Origin of the sequence: Lelliottia sp. WB101, assembly GCF_003051885.1 — a bacterium.
GTDB lineage: Bacteria > Pseudomonadota > Gammaproteobacteria > Enterobacterales > Enterobacteriaceae > Enterobacter > Enterobacter nimipressuralis.
Genome location: NZ_CP028520.1, coordinates 4,237,590 through 4,256,698 on the forward strand (window position 1 = coordinate 4,237,590; position 19,109 = coordinate 4,256,698).

The 19,109-nt window shown below is 53.5% G+C and carries 22 protein-coding genes; 17 read left to right on the forward strand and 5 right to left on the reverse strand.

Translation table 11 applies throughout. The features are described 5' to 3' along the window. Nucleotides 1–10 precede the first annotated feature (10 nt). On the reverse strand, nt 11–244 hold the full coding sequence (locus tag DAI21_RS20570) for a hypothetical protein (RefSeq protein WP_100777222.1): 234 nt from the start codon (nt 242–244) through the stop codon (nt 11–13). A 145-nt stretch (nt 245–389) separates the two neighbouring features. Between DAI21_RS20570 and DAI21_RS23545 the strand changes: the two genes are divergently transcribed. From DAI21_RS23545 to lipA, 16 genes are all read left to right on the forward strand, one after another. Then, nucleotides 390–566 carry a YnfU family zinc-binding protein gene (locus DAI21_RS23545; RefSeq protein ID WP_215628780.1) on the forward strand — a complete coding sequence of 59 codons (177 nt, stop codon included), beginning with the start codon at nt 390–392 and terminating at the stop codon, nt 564–566. Nucleotides 567–586: 20 nt separating this feature from the next. Then, nucleotides 587–862: a hypothetical protein gene (locus DAI21_RS20575; protein WP_199908234.1), complete on the forward strand. Its 276-nt coding sequence runs from the start codon at nt 587–589 to the stop codon at nt 860–862. 275 nt (nt 863–1,137) lie between these two features. Beyond that, complete coding sequence (gene leuS, locus DAI21_RS20580; protein WP_149044981.1) at nt 1,138–3,720, forward strand: leucine--tRNA ligase; 2,583 nt, start codon at nt 1,138–1,140, stop codon at nt 3,718–3,720. A 14-nt stretch (nt 3,721–3,734) separates the two neighbouring features. After that, nucleotides 3,735–4,304 (forward strand): LPS assembly lipoprotein LptE, encoded by a 570-nt coding sequence (gene lptE, locus DAI21_RS20585; RefSeq protein WP_102104171.1) that lies wholly within the window; start codon nt 3,735–3,737, stop codon nt 4,302–4,304. Beyond that, the gene (gene holA / locus DAI21_RS20590) at nt 4,304–5,335 is read left to right on the forward strand and encodes a DNA polymerase III subunit delta (protein WP_100777225.1); all 1,032 of its coding nucleotides are present in this window, start codon (nt 4,304–4,306) and stop codon (nt 5,333–5,335) included. The genes lptE and holA overlap by 1 nt, the downstream gene beginning before the upstream one ends. Next, complete coding sequence (gene nadD, locus DAI21_RS20595; RefSeq protein ID WP_142503630.1) at nt 5,328–5,993, forward strand: nicotinate-nucleotide adenylyltransferase; 666 nt, start codon at nt 5,328–5,330, stop codon at nt 5,991–5,993. The genes holA and nadD overlap by 8 nt, the downstream gene beginning before the upstream one ends. Before the next feature lie 268 nt (nt 5,994–6,261). Continuing rightward, entirely contained in the window at nt 6,262–6,579 is a 318-nt protein-coding gene (gene rsfS, locus DAI21_RS20600; protein WP_100777226.1) for a ribosome silencing factor, read from the forward strand. A gap of 3 nt (nt 6,580–6,582) precedes the next feature. Beyond that, nucleotides 6,583–7,050 carry a 23S rRNA (pseudouridine(1915)-N(3))-methyltransferase RlmH gene (gene rlmH / locus DAI21_RS20605; RefSeq protein ID WP_014069327.1) on the forward strand — a complete coding sequence of 156 codons (468 nt, stop codon included), beginning with the start codon at nt 6,583–6,585 and terminating at the stop codon, nt 7,048–7,050. Between the two features lie 28 nt (nt 7,051–7,078). Beyond that, a complete protein-coding gene (mrdA, locus tag DAI21_RS20610; RefSeq protein ID WP_100777227.1) occupies nt 7,079–8,980 on the forward strand; it encodes a peptidoglycan DD-transpeptidase MrdA in 1,902 nt (633 codons plus the stop codon). Nucleotides 8,981–8,982: 2 nt separating this feature from the next. Beyond that, nucleotides 8,983–10,095: a peptidoglycan glycosyltransferase MrdB gene (mrdB, locus tag DAI21_RS20615; RefSeq protein WP_100777228.1), complete on the forward strand. Its 1,113-nt coding sequence runs from the start codon at nt 8,983–8,985 to the stop codon at nt 10,093–10,095. A gap of 16 nt (nt 10,096–10,111) precedes the next feature. Next, on the forward strand, nt 10,112–11,212 hold the full coding sequence (rlpA, locus tag DAI21_RS20620) for an endolytic peptidoglycan transglycosylase RlpA (protein WP_107704047.1): 1,101 nt from the start codon (nt 10,112–10,114) through the stop codon (nt 11,210–11,212). A 139-nt stretch (nt 11,213–11,351) separates the two neighbouring features. Continuing rightward, a complete protein-coding gene (dacA, locus tag DAI21_RS20625; RefSeq protein WP_095281215.1) occupies nt 11,352–12,563 on the forward strand; it encodes a D-alanyl-D-alanine carboxypeptidase DacA in 1,212 nt (403 codons plus the stop codon). A 108-nt stretch (nt 12,564–12,671) separates the two neighbouring features. Continuing rightward, a complete protein-coding gene (ybeD, locus tag DAI21_RS20630) occupies nt 12,672–12,935 on the forward strand; it encodes a DUF493 family protein YbeD (RefSeq protein WP_095281214.1) in 264 nt (87 codons plus the stop codon). A gap of 97 nt (nt 12,936–13,032) precedes the next feature. Further along, entirely contained in the window at nt 13,033–13,674 is a 642-nt protein-coding gene (gene lipB, locus DAI21_RS20635; RefSeq protein WP_107704048.1) for a lipoyl(octanoyl) transferase LipB, read from the forward strand. Between the two features lie 299 nt (nt 13,675–13,973). Then, on the forward strand, nt 13,974–14,927 hold the full coding sequence (locus DAI21_RS20640) for a YbeF family transcriptional regulator (RefSeq protein WP_107704049.1): 954 nt from the start codon (nt 13,974–13,976) through the stop codon (nt 14,925–14,927). A 206-nt stretch (nt 14,928–15,133) separates the two neighbouring features. Further along, on the forward strand, nt 15,134–16,099 hold the full coding sequence (lipA, locus tag DAI21_RS20645; RefSeq protein WP_102104176.1) for a lipoyl synthase: 966 nt from the start codon (nt 15,134–15,136) through the stop codon (nt 16,097–16,099). An 81-nt stretch (nt 16,100–16,180) separates the two neighbouring features. On the opposite strand, the gene tatE is transcribed toward lipA, so the two are convergent. Both tatE and DAI21_RS20655 read right to left on the reverse strand, forming a co-directional pair. Beyond that, nucleotides 16,181–16,384 (reverse strand): twin-arginine translocase subunit TatE, encoded by a 204-nt coding sequence (gene tatE, locus DAI21_RS20650; protein WP_100777233.1) that lies wholly within the window; start codon nt 16,382–16,384, stop codon nt 16,181–16,183. Nucleotides 16,385–16,511: 127 nt separating this feature from the next. Further along, the gene (locus DAI21_RS20655; protein WP_107704050.1) at nt 16,512–17,300 is read right to left on the reverse strand and encodes a deaminated glutathione amidase; all 789 of its coding nucleotides are present in this window, start codon (nt 17,298–17,300) and stop codon (nt 16,512–16,514) included. Between the two features lie 66 nt (nt 17,301–17,366). Here DAI21_RS20655 and crcB point away from each other — a divergent pair, with 66 nt between their 5' ends. Then, nucleotides 17,367–17,750: a fluoride efflux transporter CrcB gene (gene crcB / locus DAI21_RS20660; RefSeq protein ID WP_100777235.1), complete on the forward strand. Its 384-nt coding sequence runs from the start codon at nt 17,367–17,369 to the stop codon at nt 17,748–17,750. A 222-nt stretch (nt 17,751–17,972) separates the two neighbouring features. Here the strand turns inward: crcB and cspE are convergent, their stop codons facing one another. Together cspE and pagP are read right to left on the reverse strand one after the other, a co-directional pair. Next, nucleotides 17,973–18,182, reverse strand: coding sequence for a transcription antiterminator/RNA stability regulator CspE (gene cspE, locus DAI21_RS20665; protein ID WP_000034826.1), 210 nt, complete (start codon nt 18,180–18,182; stop codon nt 17,973–17,975). A 190-nt stretch (nt 18,183–18,372) separates the two neighbouring features. Beyond that, on the reverse strand, nt 18,373–18,918 hold the full coding sequence (pagP, locus tag DAI21_RS20670; protein ID WP_100777236.1) for a lipid IV(A) palmitoyltransferase PagP: 546 nt from the start codon (nt 18,916–18,918) through the stop codon (nt 18,373–18,375). Between the last annotated feature and the right edge of the window lie 191 nt (nt 18,919–19,109).

The following is a 19,109-nucleotide window of genomic DNA, read 5'->3' on the forward strand; positions in this document are numbered from 1 at the left end:
AACAGGCGCATTAACACCTGCCGTTAATGCGCTGATTATCGCGGAGGACATCAATTGCCGTTTGCATCGCAATTTTATTATCCCGCTTTTTTTGCTGCGCTTGCATCACTTGCAAATATTCGAGCAACGTTCGGGTATTGATCGGCCTTCCCTGCTTACCCACAGCCAGGACAGCTTCACCTAAAATAATTTTGACGGGCGGTAATTGTGCGGGGTACCAGTCGAGGGTGTCTTCTGATTTCATTATAAAATTCTCACGGAAGGGTATTATATCATAAATCCTGTCTGAATTCCCGGTCCCCTTTTACGCCATGAATGCCCGAAAACATTACCCGTAAACGTCAGCATAAAAGCGTATAATTAATAACCACCCTTAAGAGTATTCATTTATGTCCTATACCAGTGGCCTTCGGGAATTTAAAGAGCGGCCTGTACACGTGGCCTGCCCGGTCTGTTCCCACAGGGCCGATCAAAAAGCGGGGAAGATGCGAAAGGATGCGGTGCTTGAATGCCCCTCATGCGGATTACTTTTCCGCCCCTCCGAATGCTGGTGCATTGGAGGATAACCTTAACCGAGGCCATCATCATGAAAACCAGGAAAGCTGTTTTTATTGAAGGTCATATTGTAGCTAATCGACGGCTTGGCGAAACCTGCCAGCCTTTTTGTATTCACAGCGTCATGTTCAGTAATGGAAAATATGCCATTGTGCGCGCTGATTCCGGGATCTGTTTTAACCCTGGAGATATTATTCAACGCTACGATTGCGAATGGTTTTTTCATGACCAGAAAATTCATCTACTGCCTTTTCAGTACATTAAAGAAAACGAATCTCTGCGGCAATTATCTGAATATGAAACCTGATACCAACTCACACCGGGTTACTGTCAGTTATATTGTCAACGCCAGTTACGCTCGCTATATGAATAATAAAACGCGCGCCGAGCCTGCTGCCTAAAAATGGATGCCCCTCACTTTTGGGTGGACGAACCGGTCGCCAGGGCCACATCGCGTGACGTTAACGCATTTGCGTGAAAGGCTGTTTTGACGCAGGCGTTTGGGCTATGCTATGCGGATCTGAAATACCACATCCATTGGCTACGTTTGTAGCTGTATTGAGAACAGGACCACTGGCTGCCATGCAAGAGCAATACCGCCCGGAAGAGATAGAATCAAAAGTCCAGCAACACTGGGACGAGAAGCGTACCTTTGAAGTCACTGAAGACGAGAGCAAAGAGAAGTATTACTGCCTGTCGATGCTTCCCTATCCTTCTGGTCGACTACACATGGGCCACGTGCGTAACTACACCATCGGTGATGTGATTGCACGCTACCAGCGTATGCTGGGCAAAAACGTGCTGCAGCCCATCGGCTGGGATGCGTTTGGTCTGCCAGCCGAAGGCGCGGCCGTCAAAAACAACACGGCTCCTGCGCCGTGGACTTACGACAACATCGCCTACATGAAAAACCAGCTCAAAATGCTGGGCTTTGGTTACGACTGGAGCCGCGAGCTGGCGACCTGCACCCCGGAATACTACCGCTGGGAGCAAAAATTCTTCACCGAGCTGTATAAAAAAGGCCTGGTGTACAAAAAGACTTCTGCCGTTAACTGGTGCCCGAACGACCAGACCGTTCTCGCGAACGAACAGGTAATCGACGGCTGCTGCTGGCGCTGCGACACCAAAGTTGAGCGTAAAGAGATCCCTCAGTGGTTTATCAAAATCACCGCTTACGCCGACGAACTGCTGCGCGACCTGGATACTCTGGATCACTGGCCAGATACCGTTAAAACCATGCAGCGCAACTGGATTGGCCGTTCTGAAGGCGTCGAAATCACCTTTGACGTGCAGAACAGCGATCAAAAACTGACGGTTTACACCACGCGCCCTGACACCTTCATGGGGTCTACCTACCTGGCCGTGGCTGCCGGTCACCCGCTGGCACAGCAGGCGGCGGCGACCAATCCTGAACTGGCTGCTTTCATCGACGAATGCCGCAACACCAAAGTGGCCGAAGCCGAAATGGCGACCATGGAGAAACGTGGCGTCGCGACGGGCTTTAACGCCATTCACCCGCTGACCGGTGAAGCAATCCCGGTCTGGGCGGCTAACTTCGTGCTGATGGAATACGGCACCGGTGCCGTGATGGCGGTTCCAGGCCACGATCAGCGCGATTACGAATTTGCGACCAAATACGGCCTGACTATTAAGCCGGTAATCCTGGCCGCCGACGGTTCTGAACCGGATCTGTCCGAGCAGGCGCTGACTGAAAAAGGCACCCTGTTTAACTCCGGCGAATTTAGCGGCCTGAGCTTCGAAGAGGGCTTCAACGCTATCGCTGACAAACTGGCCGCGCTGGGCGTGGGCGAGCGTAAAGTGAACTATCGTCTGCGCGACTGGGGTGTTTCCCGTCAGCGTTACTGGGGCGCACCGATTCCTATGGTGACGCTGGAAGACGGTACCGTTATCCCAACGCCTGAAGATCAGCTGCCGGTGATCCTGCCGGAAGATGTGGTGATGGATGGGATCAGCAGCCCAATCAAAGCCGATCCTGAGTGGGCAAAAACCACCGTCAACGGCCAGCCTGCCCTGCGTGAAACCGACACCTTCGATACCTTTATGGAATCGTCCTGGTATTACGCGCGCTACACTTGCCCGCAGTATCAGGAAGGGATGCTGGACGCCAAAGCGGCCAACTACTGGCTGCCGGTGGATATCTACATCGGCGGTATCGAACACGCCATCATGCACCTGCTCTACTTCCGCTTCTTCCACAAACTGATGCGCGATGCGGGCCTGGTGAACTCTGATGAGCCAGCCAAACAGCTGCTGTGTCAGGGTATGGTTCTGGCAGATGCGTTCTACTATCTCGGCGAAAACGGCGAGCGTAACTGGGTTTCCCCGGTTGACGCCATCGTTGAGCGCGACGAGAAAGGCCGTATCGTGAAAGCCAAAGACGCGGCAGGCCACGAGCTGGTGTATACCGGCATGAGCAAAATGTCGAAGTCCAAAAACAACGGCATCGACCCGCAGGTCATGGTAGAGCGCTACGGCGCGGATACCGTGCGTCTGTTCATGATGTTTGCGTCTCCGGCGGATATGACTCTGGAGTGGCAGGAATCCGGCGTAGAAGGCGCGAACCGCTTCCTGAAACGCGTCTGGAAACTGGTTTACGAGCACACCTCTCAGGGTGAGGCTCCGGCACTGAATGTGGCGGCACTGAGCGAAGATCAGCAGGCGCTGCGTCGTGATGTTCACAAAACTATCGCAAAAGTGACCGATGATATTGGTCGTCGTCAGACCTTCAATACCGCAATTGCGGCTATTATGGAACTGATGAACAAGCTGGCGAGAGCCCCGCAGGAAGGCGAGCAGGATCGTGCCTTAATGCGTGAAGCGCTGCTGGCTATTGTTCGCATGCTGAACCCGTTCACGCCTCACGCCAGCTTTACTTTGTGGCAGGAGCTGAAAGGTGAAGGCGATATCGATAACGCACCGTGGCCGGTTGCTGATGAAGCCGCTATGGTTGAGAACACCACGCTGGTGGTGGTTCAGGTTAACGGTAAAGTGCGCGGTAAAATTACTGTTGCCGTCGATGCAACGGAAGAACAGGTTCGTGAACGCGCAGGCCAGGAACATCTGGTTGCGAAGTACCTTGATGGCGTTACCGTACGTAAAGTGATCTATGTACCGGGTAAACTGCTGAATCTGGTCGTTGGCTAAGCGCGGGAGGAAACGTGCGACAACTGGCAACAATACTCTTATCTCTGGCGGTGCTTGTCACCGCAGGTTGTGGCTGGCATCTGCGCAATACCACGGCAGTGCCGCCTCAGATGAAAACGATGATCTTCGATTCCGGGGATCCAAATGGCCCATTGAGCCGCGCCATTCGTAACCAGCTGCGTCTTAACGGCGTTGAGCTGATCGAAAAAGGCACATTGCGTCAGGATGTTCCATCGTTCCGTGTATTGAGCTCCGTGCTGAGCAAAGACACGGCGTCCATCTTCCAGGATGGCCGTACGGCGGAATACCAGATGGTGATGTCGGTGAGTGCTGCCGTGCTGGTGCCGGGTAAAGACATTTACCCGATCAGTACCAAAGTCTACCGTTCGTTCTTTGATAACCCACAAACTGCGCTGGCAAAAGATGCCGAGCAGCAAATTATCATCAACGAAATGTACGACAAGGCGGCGGAACAGCTGATCCGTAAACTGCCAAGCATTCAGATGGCGTCAAAAGACACCAGCACGGAACACTCTGTGCCACTGGATACCACGCCGCAAGTTACCGGAACGCTGGGTAACTAATGGTTCGGTTGTATCCTGAACAACTCCGCGCGCAGCTCAATGAAGGGCTGCGCGCGGCGTATCTGCTCCTCGGAAACGATCCCCTTTTACTTCAGGAAAGCCAGGATGCCGTGCGCCAGGTCGCCGCGTCTCAGGGCTTCGATGAACATCACGCTTTCCAGATAGACAACAGCACCGACTGGCAGACACTCTTTTCCCTGTGCCAGGCGATGAGCCTGTTTGCCTCGCGTCAGACGATTTTGGTCCAGCTGCCGGAAAATGGCCCGAATGCGGCGATTAACGAACAGCTCGCCACGCTGGTCAGCCTGCTGCACAACGATTTACTGCTGATTGTTCGCGGGAATAAACTCACCAAAGCGCAGGAAAATGCGGCCTGGTTTACGCAGCTCGCGGCCCATTCTGTGCAGGTGACCTGCCAAACCCCTGAACAGGCGCAGCTGCCGAAGTGGGTGGCAGTCCGGGCGAAGCAGCTCAATTTGCAGCTGGATGACGCGGCCAATCAGCTGCTGTGCTATTGCTATGAAGGCAATTTGCTGGCGCTGGCGCAGGCGCTGGATCGCCTGTCACTGCTGTGGCCGGACGGCAAACTGACGTTACCGCGTGTTGAACAGGCGGTGAACGATGCGGCGCACTTTACCCCTTTCCACTGGGTCGATGCGTTGCTGGCGGCCAAGAGCAAACGCGCACTGCACATTTTGCAGCAGCTGCGGCTCGAAGGTAGTGAGCCGGTGATTTTGCTGCGTACGCTGCAGCGTGAACTGTTATTGCTCAACACCCTGAAACGCCAGTCGGCCAACATGCCGCTGCGCGCCCTGTTCGATAAACATCGCGTCTGGCAAAACCGCCGCGCCATGACCACCGAGGCAGTTAATCGCCTCAGCGCCGAGCAGCTTCGTCAGGCAGTGCATCTGCTGACACGCGCCGAACTGACGCTGAAGCAGGATTACGGTCAGTCGGTCTGGGCGGAGCTGGAAAGTCTTTCCCTTCTGCTGTGCCATAAGGCGCTGGCAGACGTCTTTATTGATGGTTGATATGAGTTCTTTACAGGCGTTGTATGGCGGCACCTTCGATCCGGTCCATTATGGACATCTGAAGCCGGTCGAAATTCTGGCGAATCTGATTGGCCTGCAGCGCGTGATCATCATGCCGAATAATGTTCCCCCGCACCGCCCGCAGCCTGAAGCGACCAGTGAACAGCGTAAAGAGATGCTGGCGCTGGCCATCGCCGATAAGCCGCTGTTTCAACTTGATGAGCGCGAACTGCGCCGGGATACGCCGTCATATACTTCGCAAACGTTGCAGGAGTGGCGCGCTGAGCGCGGCCCGACGCAACCGCTGGGATTTATCATCGGCCAGGACTCTTTGCTCAATTTCCCCTCCTGGCATCAATACGAAACCATTCTGCAAAACAGCCATCTTATCGTCTGCCGTCGCCCGGGTTATCCGTTGACCATGAAGGAAGAGCAGCATCAGGCCTGGCTGGACACCCATCTGACAAACGATGTGGAAGATCTGCACACCCTGCCTGCCGGTAAAATTTATCTGGCCGAGACGCCGTGGTTTGATATCTCCGCCACCCTGATTCGCGAACGGCTTCAGCAGGATTTATCCTGCGACGATATGCTGCCCGCGCCAGTGCTCAACTATATCCATCAACACGGGTTGTATCAGAAAAGCGCAGATGAATGAGGGGAAGCGCGAAAATTCGCGTTATTCACCGCCGCGCCATTGACAGCCCTCTTCAGGCTGATATCCTCCGCAGCCTGACTTCCTGCCAGTCGTTGCCAAATAGAAATTGTTTTACAAAAATGGCGATGCATTGTCAGGCCGGGGATGGGATGATACCCGCCTTTAAAAGTCCGTCAGGTGACATTTGTCCCGACACAGCCGCCAGTTAAGGTATACTGCCAGGCTATCCATTTAATCGTTGCTCAACTTCACTCACCAGGGGGAAAACTTGCAGGGTAAAGAACTCCAGGATTTTGTTATCGACAAAATTGATGACCTGAAAGGTCAGGACATCATCACTATCGACGTTCAAGGTAAATCCAGTATCACCGACTGCATGATCATTTGCACCGGCACATCCACACGTCATGTTGCTTCTATTGCCGATCATGTGGTTCAGGAATCGCGTGCAGCTGGCCTGATGCCGCTGGGCGTAGAAGGCGAAGCCATTGCTGACTGGGTTGTTGTGGACCTTGGCGATGTGATCGTCCACGTCATGCAGGAAGAGAGCCGTCGTCTGTATGAGCTGGAAAAACTCTGGGGTTAATGCGTGAAGTTGCAACTGGTAGCCGTCGGCACAAAAATGCCGGACTGGGTACAGACGGGTTTTACTGAATATCTGCGCCGTTTTCCCAAAGACATGCCGTTCGAACTGGTGGAGATCCCAGCAGGAAAGCGCGGTAAGAACGCGGATATCAAACGTATTCTCGAAAAAGAGGGTGAGTTAATGCTGGCAGCGGCTGGCAAGAACCGCATTGTAACCCTCGATATCCCAGGCAAACCCTGGGATACGCCGCAGCTGGCGCACGAACTGGAGCGCTGGAAGCAGGATGGCCGCGACGTCAGTCTGTTGATTGGCGGTCCGGAAGGGTTGTCCCCCGCCTGCAAAGCGGCCGCAGAACAAAGTTGGTCCCTCTCCGCGCTGACGCTGCCCCACCCGCTTGTTCGGGTGCTGGTCGCAGAAAGCCTCTATCGCGCGTGGAGCATTACTACCAACCACCCTTATCACCGTGAGTAATGATTGACCAGGGCAAATTAAGCAGCGGATGAAACTACAGAATTCTTTTCGCGACTATTCGGCTGAGTCCGCGCTGTTTGTGCGCCGGGCGCTGGTCGCTTTTACCGGGATTTTGCTGCTGTCTGGCGTACTCGTCGCCAACCTCTACAATCTGCAAATCGTCCGCTTCACCGATTATCAAACGCGCTCCAACGAAAACCGCATCAAGCTGGTGCCCATCGCACCCAGCCGCGGGATTATCTACGACCGTAACGGCACGCCGCTGGCGTTAAACCGCACCATCTACCAAATCGAGATGATGCCGGAAAAAGTCGATAACGTGCAGGACACGCTGGATGCGCTGAAAGGCGTGGTCGATCTCACGGATGACGATATCGCCGCCTTCAAAAAAGAGCGTTCGCGTTCGCACCGCTTTACCTCCATCGCCGTGAAAACCAATCTGACGGAAGTCCAGGTCGCCCGCTTTGCGGTGAACCAGTACCGCTTCCCTGGTGTTGAGGTCAAAGGCTATAAGCGTCGATTCTACCCTTACGGCTCCGCGCTGACTCACGTCATCGGCTACGTTTCCAAAATTAACGATAAAGACGTCGATCGTCTCGACAAAGACGGCAAACTGGCAAACTACGCCGCTACCCATGATATCGGTAAGCTTGGCATTGAGCGCTTTTACGAAGACGTGCTGCATGGACAAACGGGCTACGAAGAGGTTGAAGTAAACAACCGTGGCCGCGTGATCCGCCAGCTGAAAGAGGTGCCGCCGCAAGCCGGTCACGACGTCTATCTGACGCTGGATCTTAAGCTCCAGCAGTATATCGAAACCCTGCTGGCAGGCAGTCGTGCAGCGGTGGTGGTCACCGATCCGCGTACCGGCGGCATTCTGGCACTGGTATCTATGCCAAGCTACGATCCGAACCTGTTCGTCGATGGCATCTCCAGCAAAGACTATTCCGGTCTGTTGAACGATCCGAACACTCCGCTGGTGAACCGCGCCACCCAGGGCGTCTATCCGCCAGCATCCACGGTCAAACCGTATGTTGCCGTCTCCGCCCTGAGCGCAGGCGTGATCAACCGCAATACCAGCCTGTTTGACCCCGGCTGGTGGCAGTTGCCCGGCTCAGAAAAACGCTATCGTGACTGGAAAAAATGGGGCCACGGCCACCTGAATGTCACCAAATCACTGGAAGAGTCGGCGGATACCTTCTTCTATCAGGTCGCCTACGACATGGGGATTGACCGCCTCTCGGAGTGGATGAGCAAATTTGGCTACGGCCACTACACGGGCGTGGATCTCTCGGAAGAGCGCTCAGGGAACATGCCAACCCGCGAGTGGAAGCTGAAACGCTTTAAAAAGCCGTGGTATCAAGGCGACACCATTCCTGTTGGTATCGGCCAGGGTTACTGGACCGCTACGCCAATCCAGATGAACAAAGCCATGATGATCCTCATCAACGACGGCGTGGTGAAAGTACCGCACCTGCTGATGAGCACCGTCGAAGATGGCAAACAGGTTCCATGGTCGCAGCCCCATGAAGCACCGGTGGGTGATATCCACTCCGGCTTCTGGGAAATCGCCAAAGACGGGATGTACGGCGTCGCCAACCGTCCAAACGGCACCGCGCATAAGTATTTTGCGGGCGCACCGTATAAAGTGGCGGCGAAATCCGGTACCGCACAGGTCTTCGGCCTGAAGGCCAACGAAACCTATAATGCGCATAAAATCGCTGAACGTCTGCGTGACCATAAACTCATGACCGCATTTGCGCCTTATGATAAGCCGCAGGTGGCGGTAGCGATTATTCTCGAAAACGGCGGCGCTGGTCCGGCGGTAGGTACGATTATGCGCCAGATCCTCGACCACATTATGCTGGGCGACAACAACACCGACCTGCCGGCTGAAACCCCAGCCGCCTCTGCGGCGGAGGACCAATAATCATGACGGATAATCCAAATAAGAAATCGCTGTGGGACAAAATCCACATCGACCCGGCCATGCTGCTGATCCTGCTGGCATTGCTAACCTACAGCGCCCTCGTAATCTGGAGCGCCAGCGGCCAGGATATTGGCATGATGGAGCGCAAGATTGGCCAGATCGCGATGGGCCTGGTGATCATGGTGGTGATGGCGCAAATCCCGCCGCGCGTCTATGAAGGCTGGGCGCCCTACCTCTATTTTATCTGTATTATTTTGCTAATCGCCGTGGATGCATTCGGGGCGATTTCGAAAGGTGCGCAGCGCTGGCTCGATCTCGGGATTGTGCGTTTCCAGCCCTCCGAGATTGCGAAAATCGCCGTTCCGCTGATGGTCGCACGCTTTATCAACCGTGACGTCTGTCCGCCGTCGCTGAAAAATACCGCCATCGCGCTGGTGCTGATCTTCCTGCCGACCCTGCTGGTTGCGGCGCAGCCCGATCTGGGAACGTCGATTCTGGTGGCGCTCTCCGGCCTGTTCGTGCTGTTCCTGTCTGGCTTGAGCTGGCGATTAATCGGTATCGCGGTGGTGCTGGTGGCCGCCTTTATCCCGATACTTTGGTTCTTCCTGATGCATGACTATCAACGTCAGCGCGTCATGATGTTGCTCGATCCGGAAACCGATCCGCTGGGCGCGGGCTATCATATTATTCAGTCTAAGATTGCAATTGGCTCGGGTGGTTTGCGCGGTAAAGGCTGGCTGCACGGAACACAGTCACAGCTGGAGTTCCTGCCGGAACGCCATACGGACTTTATTTTCGCCGTTCTGGCGGAAGAGCTTGGCCTGGTCGGTATTTTGATTTTGCTGGCCCTGTACCTCCTGCTGATCATGCGTGGACTGTGGATCGCCGCGCGCGCGCAGACCACTTTCGGTCGCGTCATGGCAGGCGGTTTGATGCTGATTTTATTCGTTTATGTCTTCGTAAATATTGGTATGGTGAGTGGGATTCTGCCGGTTGTAGGCGTGCCATTACCGCTGGTGAGTTACGGAGGCTCGGCACTGATCGTGTTGATGGCCGGGTTTGGGATAGTGATGTCTATCCATACCCACAGAAAAATGTTGTCCAAAAGCGTATAAAAATAAGGGGATCGCCATGCGTAAGCAGTGGCTGGGTATCTGCATCGCAGCAAGTTTACTTGCAGCTTGTTCAAGTGATGATGGTCAGCAACAGGCAACCATCGCGCCGCCGCAGCCTGCGGTCTGTAACGGTCCGGTGGTTGAAATCAGTGGCGCGGACCCGATTTATGAGCCGCTGAACGCGGGCGCCAATCAGAATTACGAACGCGACGGCAAGAGCTATAAGATCGTTCAGGACCCGTCCCGTTTCAGTCAGGCCGGTTTTGCCGCCATCTATGACGCGGAGCCAGGCAGCAACCTGACCGCCTCTGGCGAGACCTTCGACCCGGCGCAGATCACAGCCGCGCACCCGACGCTGCCTATCCCAAGCTATGTGCGCGTCACTAACCTGGCGAATGGCCGCATGATTGTGGTGCGCATTAACGATCGTGGCCCTTACGGTAACGATCGCGTGATTTCACTCTCCCGCGCGGCAGCCGATCGTCTGAATACCTCCAACAATACTAAAGTCCGCATCGATCCGATTATCGTGGCGCAGGACGGCACGCTGTCTGGCCCTGGTACCGTGTGTACGACCGTCGCCAAACAGACCTATGCCCTGCCCGCTCGTCCGGATTTAAACGGTGGAATGGGGAGCGCCTCTTCCCTGCCGCAAGACACCACGCCACCGGATAATGTGCGCGCCATCAGCAACGATACGCTGAAAAGTGACGACTCCACCGGTGCACCGGTGAGCAGCAGCGGTTTCCTGGGCGCAGCGACACCGCTGGCCTCCGGCGTGCTGGAAGGCAGTGAGCCAACGCCAGCCCCCGTTGCGGCCACACCTGTCACTCAGCCAGCGCCGGTGACCGCGCCTGCCGCGGTGACGCCGCCAGCGGCAACTTCTGCCAGCGGCAATTTTGTGGTTCAGGTCGGTGCGGTAAGCGATCAAGCGCGTGCGCAGCAGTATCAGCAGCAGCTGAGCCAGAAATTTGGCGTACCTGGCCGCGTTGAACAAAACGGTGCCGTCTGGCGTATCCAGATGGGGCCTTTTGCCAGCAAATCGCAGGCCGCGTCGTTGCAGCAGCGTTTGCAAAACGAAGCGCAGTTACAGTCGTTTATCGCTGTTGCGAAGTAATGAATCGGCGGTATCCGAATTGTCAGTTTGTGTAACCAACGTTCACAATCTCATGCTGAAAGTCGGATGCCTGCCTGTATAGCATTTGCTATAGTAAGGCACTTTTTTTAATTCCATCACGGATGTCGTAGTTCTGACCATGAAGACCACTCTCTCCGCTCGATTCTTGCAGCGCATGGCGCTGACCACGGCCCTTTGCGCAGCCGCTCTCTCAGCCGCTCACGCCGATGACCTGAATATCAAGACCATGATCCCTGGCGTTCCGCAAATTGACGCGGAATCTTACATCCTGATCGACTACAACTCCGGCAAAGTGCTGGCAGAACAGAACGCTGATTCGCGCCGTGACCCTGCGAGCCTGACTAAAATGATGACCAGCTACGTCATCGGCCAGGCGATGAAAGCGGGTAAATTCAAAGAGACTGACCTGGTCACCGTGGGTAACGATGCCTGGGCGACCGGTAACCCGGTGTTTAAAGGCTCTTCTCTGATGTTCCTGAAACCAGGGATGCAGGTTCCCGTTTCTCAGCTGATCCGTGGCATTAACCTGCAGTCCGGTAACGACGCCTGTGTGGCCATGGCCGATTTCGCCGCCGGTAGCCAGGACGCCTTTGTCGGCCTGATGAACAGCTACGTTTCCGCGCTGGGCTTGAAAAACAGCCACTTCCAGACCGTACACGGCCTGGACGCAGACGGTCAGTACAGCTCCGCACGTGATATGGCGCTGATTGGCCAGGCGCTGATTCGTGACGTGCCGAACGAATACACCATCTATAAAGAAAAAGAGTTCACCTTTAACGGCATCCGCCAGACCAACCGTAACGGTCTGCTGTGGGATAACAGCCTGAACGTCGACGGCATCAAAACCGGCCATACGGATAAAGCAGGCTACAACCTGGTGGCCTCCGCGACTGAAGGCCAGATGCGTCTGATCTCCGCGGTGATGGGCGGTCGTACCTTTAAAGGCCGTGAAACGGAAAGTAAAAAACTGCTGACCTGGGGCTTCCGTTTCTTCGAAACCGTGAATCCGCTGAAAGCCGGTAAAGAATTTGCGTCAGAGCCAGTGTGGTTTGGCGACAACGACCGCGCATCCCTGGGCGTAGATAAAGATCTGTACCTGACCATTCCTCGTGGTCGCATGAAAGACCTGAAAGCCAGCTACGTGCTGAACACTAGCGAACTTCACGCGCCGCTGCAGAAGAACCAGGTGGTGGGAACCATCAACTTCCAGCTCGACGGTAAAACCATCGATCAGCGTCCCCTGGTGGTGCTGGATGAAATTCCTGAAGGCAATTTCTTCGGCAAAATCATTGATTACATTAAATTGATGTTCCATCACTGGTTTGGTTAAAAATTGAACACTTGAAAGTGTGATTTTGATCCCCATATACTAGGTATCCTGATAACTCCCACCTTCACGTGGGAGTTATTATTTTTTTGATGTAATGCCGGAGCTGACATGAAAACCAAACTTAACGAACTGCTTGAATTCCCTACCCCGTTTACTTACAAAGTAATGGGTCAGGCGTTGCCGGAGCTGGTTGACCAGGTGGTTGAAGTGGTACAGCGCCATGCGCCGGGTGACTACTCTCCGACGGTAAAACCAAGCAGCAAGGGCAACTACCACTCGGTTTCCATCACCATTACTGCCACGCATATTGAGCAGGTCGAAACCCTGTACGAAGAGCTCGGCAATATCGAAATCGTCCGTATGGTGCTGTAGTCCCCTCGTGGTTACCCGCTTTGCCGGGTAACCCGCTCCCCTCTCTGTGATATACTCCCCATACCCTTTTCTCGCTACCTCCCCCGGAGTTGCTGTTTTGTATCAGGATAAAATTCTTGTCCGCCATCTTGGGCTGCAACCTTATGAGCCTGTCTCTCAGGCTATGCATGATTTCACTGACTCACGCGATGACAACACGCCCGATGAGATCTGGCTGGTCGAACACCTGCCGGTTTTCACCCAGGGGCAGGCAGGTAAAGCAGAGCATGTACTGGTTCCCGGTGATATCCCGGTTATTCAAAGCGATCGCGGCGGGCAAGTGACCTACCACGGACCAGGTCAGCAAGTGATGTATGTCCTGCTGAATCTGAAACGCCGCAAACTCGGGGTACGCGAACTGGTCACGCTGCTGGAGCAAACCGTAGTGGATACGCTGGCAGAATACGGCATCGATGCCCATCCGCGTGCCGATGCGCCGGGGGTGTATGTCGGGGAGATGAAGATCTGTTCGCTCGGGTTGCGCATCCGTAAGGGCTGCTCATTCCACGGCCTTGCGCTCAATATCAATATGGATCTTTCGCCTTTCCTGCGCATCAATCCGTGTGGTTATGCGGGAATGGAAATGACCCAAATGCACCAATGGGTAGAAAATGTCACCCCAGATATTATTCGCCCGTCGCTGGTAAGTAATCTTTTAGCGCTGCTAAACAATCCACCACACGAATATATTCCCGCTTAATATATTATACATGATGGTCCATTTATTTTATGGACCTTCGCGTATTTACCGCATTTACGCTTTACAATAATCCATAGTTTCTATATTTTCGAAGCGCTTGAGCAGGTTCACATATTTTGCTGCGTTTAATTTCAGTACGTGAATACCACCTTGCGAACTGGCCTTCATTTGATTGAAAATTACACAGTTAGTTGATTTCCCTAAACAATTGACATCCACAAAATACTTTACCAATCACTACAAGCACAATATATAAATTCAACTATCATTCATATTGTGAATGAATACGGAGTGACAGCGTGGATTATAATAATTTACCGGCTAAACGACTGAATGAGCCAGGCGGTCAGGACAAGCCGCAAGTTTTTCGGACTTTACGTAATATTGACCTCAATTTATTGACGATCTTTGAGGCCGTATATGTCCATAAGGGTATCGTTAATGCTGCGAAAATTCTTAATCTCACCCCCTCAGCAATTAGCCAGTCAATTCAGAAATTGCGCGCTATATTTCCTGACCCGCTGTTTATTCGTAAAGGTCAGGGTGTCACCCCTACCGCTTACGCCACGCACCTTCACGAGTACATCAGCCAGGGGCTGGAGTCGATTCTCGGTGCACTGGATCTCACTGGCAGCTATGACAAACAACGCACCATTACGATAGGCACGTCGCCTTCCGTCGGCGCGATGGTCTTGCCGATTATCTATCAGGCGGTTAAGCGTGAAGCCCCGCAGCTGATGCTGCGCAATATTCCGGTTAACGACACGGAAACCCAGCTCGCGCAGTTCCAGACTGACCTGATTATCGACAGCAATGCTTTTGGCGCACGGTCGCTGGCTCACAGCGTGCTTTACGCCGACGGGCTGCTGCTGGTATGTCGCAAAAATCATCCGGCCCTCAGCCAGACGGCAACGGCTGAAAATCTGCGTGAATATGAGTACGCCCTGTTCATGAATGACGGGCACAACCTGAATCAGCTGCACCAGCGCGTTAACGAACTGTTCCCGGATCGCCTGGTGAACTTCAGCAGTTACAATATGTTTACGATTGCGGCGCTGGTGGGCAACAGCGACATGATCACCATTATGCCTTCGCGCCTTTATAACTTGCTGCGCCAGTGCTGGCCGCTGGAACAGATCCCCTACGCGCCGCTAAATGCTGAATCTATTGAGATTGCGCTGCATTACAATAAACTGAGCCTGCGCGACCCGGTTCTGGAAAACGTGATTAACATTATCCGTCAGGCGTTTTAAAGCCCCTTCCAGCGCAAGCCCCTGCCCCGCAGGGGACAAAGGGCACAAAACAACAACTATTTTACAATTTGGCGACCTCACAGGCTGCTTTATCGCCCTTATCAATGATATACTGCCTGTCGTTCGTTCAAAAATAGTTGATAAATACAACATTCCCTTGAATTGAAACGCTTTCCCTCGAATTTCGCAACTGGAACACGCACGCTATGAGTAAACCCATTGTGATGGAACGCGGTGTTAAGTACCGCGACGCCGATAAAATGGCCCTTATCCCGGTTAAAAACGTGGTTACGGAGCGCGAAGCGCTGTTAAGAAAACCGGAATGGATGAAAATCAAACTTCCGGCTGACTCGTCACGCATTCAGGGTATCAAAGCGGCGATGCGTAAGAACGGCCTTCACTCTGTCTGTGAAGAAGCGTCTTGCCCGAACCTTGCGGAATGTTTCAACCACGGTACGGCCACCTTCATGATTCTGGGCGCGATTTGCACCCGTCGCTGCCCGTTCTGCGACGTGGCACACGGTCGCCCGGTCGCCCCTGACGCCAACGAGCCGCTGAAGCTGGCCCAGACCATTGCCGACATGGCATTGCGTTACGTGGTGATTACCTCCGTTGACCGTGACGATCTCCGCGACGGCGGTGCGCAGCACTTTGCAGATTGCATTACCGCCATCCGTGAGAAAAGCCCGAACATTAAGATTGAAACGCTGGTGCCCGATTTCCGTGGTCGTATGGATCGCGCGCTGGATATTCTTACCGCCACGCCACCGGATGTGTTCAACCACAACCTGGAAAACGTGCCGCGCGTTTACCGTCAGGTGCGTCCGGGCGCAGACTACAACTGGTCACTGAAGCTGCTGGAACGCTTTAAAGAAGCGCATCCGCACATTCCAACCAAATCTGGCTTGATGGTCGGTCTGGGCGAAACCAATGCCGAAATTATTGAAGTGATGCGCGATCTGCGCCGCCATGGCGTGACGATGCTGACCCTGGGTCAGTATCTGCAGCCTAGCCGTCATCACCTGCCGGTACAGCGCTACGTCAGTCCGGATGAGTTCGATGAAATGAAAGCCGAAGCGATGGCGATGGGCTTTACCCACGCGGCTTGTGGTCCATTCGTTCGCTCTTCATACCATGCGGATATGCAGGCGAAAGGCGAAGAAGTGAAGTAATAATTTATTACACTTCACCCATAAAAAAACCGGCTATTACGCCGGTTTTTTTCTTTCCAGAGAACTGGAAGGACAGTGCCATTACTCTTTGTGCGACAGCTTCTCAGCCGGGACGTCGCCCTCTGCCGTTTTCTTAGCAGTGGTGTCGTCATCGTTCATCGCTTTTTTGAAGCCTTTAATGGCTGTACCCAGGTCTCCGCCCAGAGTACGTAACTTCTTGGTACCAAACAGCAGGACGACCAGCGCCGCAACCACCAGCAGTTTAGTAATACTAATCTCACCCATAGATACCTTCTTCACTTAAAACAGGCTGCAAACAGCGCCAGAAAACCTGATGTTATTAACGGACATTCGACGCGCGCACACAATAGCAATCTGTAACAAGGTGAATCAAGCTCTGATGAAAAAAACATCACATTAATTGCGGTGGCGCAAACCGTCGGTTGGTCAGAACCGGTAATTGCCGCCGCGCCTGCGCGATTCGCTCAGGATCTATCTCGGCCATGAAGAGGCCAGGCGCTTCACCCGCTGCCGCAATCGTCACGCCCAGGGGATCAACAATCCGGCTCTGGCCGATATTCTTATTACCGCACTCACCGGCGGCAACGATGTAGCAGGTGGTGTCCAGCGCACGTGCGGTTAATAACGTCGCCCAGTGATGCTCTTTGAGCGGCCCTCTGACCCACGCGGCGGGCAACACCAAGACTTCCGCCCCCGCCAGCGCCAGGTTCAGCGCCATCTCCGGGAAGCGTAAATCGTAGCAGGTCATCAGCCCCAGCTTGATGCCCTCGACGTCTATCAGCGGTGGGATCTGGCTGCCGGGATCAACCAGGCGGGATTCCTGAACAGTAAACGCATCATAGAGATGGAGCTTGGCGTAATCCGCGATGATTTTCCCCTCGCGCAGTACGACCAGGGTATTGGCTGCCCTGCCCTCGGTCGTCGGGACATGCACCGTCAGCACCGTGGTGAGCCGGTTGCGCTGGCTCTCATCCAGCAACAGCTGTAAAAAGCCGCCGTCCAGGGGCTGCGCCGACTTTACCGAAAGGTCCGGGTCCTGATCATGACGAGCCAGAAGCGCCTCCGGGAGAACCAGCAGCGCGGCTCCCTGACGCGCCGCTTGTGCCATCAATGAGACACACTGCCGGGCGTTTTCCTCCCAGAATGGGCTAACCGCGAACTGCCCAACCGCAACATACATATTTTCCCCCTGCTTCACTTAGCGATACACTCAATACTTTGACTCATTCAATAGCAGGAATTGACAGTGTTACAACTCCTTTTAGCCGTATTTATTGGCGGCGGCACGGGCAGCGTTGCGCGATGGTTTCTCAGCATGCGTTTTAACCCCATGCATCAGGCCATTCCGATGGGTACACTCACCGCGAACCTGATCGGCGCGTTTATCATTGGTATGGGATTAGCGTGGTTTAACCGCATGACGCACATCGATCCGATGTGGAAATTATTGATCACCACCGGTTTTTGCGGCGGGTTAACGACCTTTTCCACCTTCTCGGCTGAAGTGGTATTTCTGCTCCAGGACGGGCGTTTTGGCTGGGCACTGACAAACATTGCCGTCAACATGCTCGGCTCGTTTGCGATGACCGCGCTCGCATTTTGGTTATTTTCTGCCGCCAGCGCGCACTAATCACCGGCATATTAATGTTAGCTTAATTTTTCTCTGTCACGCTTGTCGACAAATCGACCAGGGGTGATGAGATGAAAGAAAAAGTGATGAGCGCAGGCATGATGTTACTGAGCGTACTTATCGTCGCCAGCTTTCTGAAAATGTATCTGTTTTAGCTCTAAAAAAGCACAAAAAAAACCCGCTCAATGAGCGGGTTTTGGAGTTCTTGCTGAACGGCTCGAATTACAGAGCAGTTACGTTAGCAGCAGAAGGACCTTTGGCACCGTTAGTGATTTCGAACTCAACGCGCTGGCCTTCAGCCAGGGTTTTGAAACCATTAGTCTGGATTGCAGAGAAGTGTACGAACACGTCTTTGCTGCCATCTTCCGGAGTAATGAAACCGAATCCTTTGGACTCATTAAACCACTTAACGTTACCTTTAATCTTAGACATCAAAATTACCTTTACATGAAAAATGGACACAAATGCTGTGTCGGGTATCAGTACAACAATTGTGGGCCGTTTTGTCCAGCGGTTCTTTGTTAAAAAGTGACAAAAGTCGCGTTAATTTTATCGACTGGCCGTTTGTGCTTTACGATTCAAAAAGCGTGCATTTTTCAGCCAATCGACAGGTTTTTTTCAGTTAAAACTGGAAGCGCATCCAGGCGAAGTAAACGTTCCCGTTGTTGTAGGTACCCGGAATATAGGTCATCTGGAATGTGGCCGGACCGTAGCCGATAGACGCCAGCGGCAGCAGCACGGGTATCGGGATGTATTTCCAGTTATCACGCGCCGTAAAGCCCGCCGTGTACCCCAGGCCCATGTGGAAATTGTCATCCGCCAGCGGACGCCAGGTCTTCTCCCAACCGTAACCACCAATCGGCTCCCATTTGTTATAGGAGTCTTTAAACGCCATCAGGTACAGGCCGTGCCAGTTGCCTTTATCATCCCAGCGGGATTGACCAAAACCAGCGCCCCACGGGCGTTCGTTGTAACGATCCGTTTTCTCTTTGTCGTAAGCAAAACGGGCGTGCCAGGTGATTGCCGGAACATACAGGTCATAATGCTCAGGTTCGTTCCAGGTCTGCGCTACGTTGTCGGTGAAGGTTGAGAACCACCCTTTATCCGCCGCTTTCTCATCTGCCATCGCCGAAGCCGATAAGGTGAGCTGAGCAAAAACAAACAACATAACCAGGAAAATATTATTTCTTATCGTCACAATGAAATTACCATTTTTCGTATTCGGGGCGATTTTAACAAATATTAATTAAATGAAGACTGAATAACATCGCCCTTAATCCGAATTATTTACTTTCAAAAGTGGGAATATTCCTGGTGAATAACAACAAAACGCCCCGAAATAATCGGGGCGCAAAGATT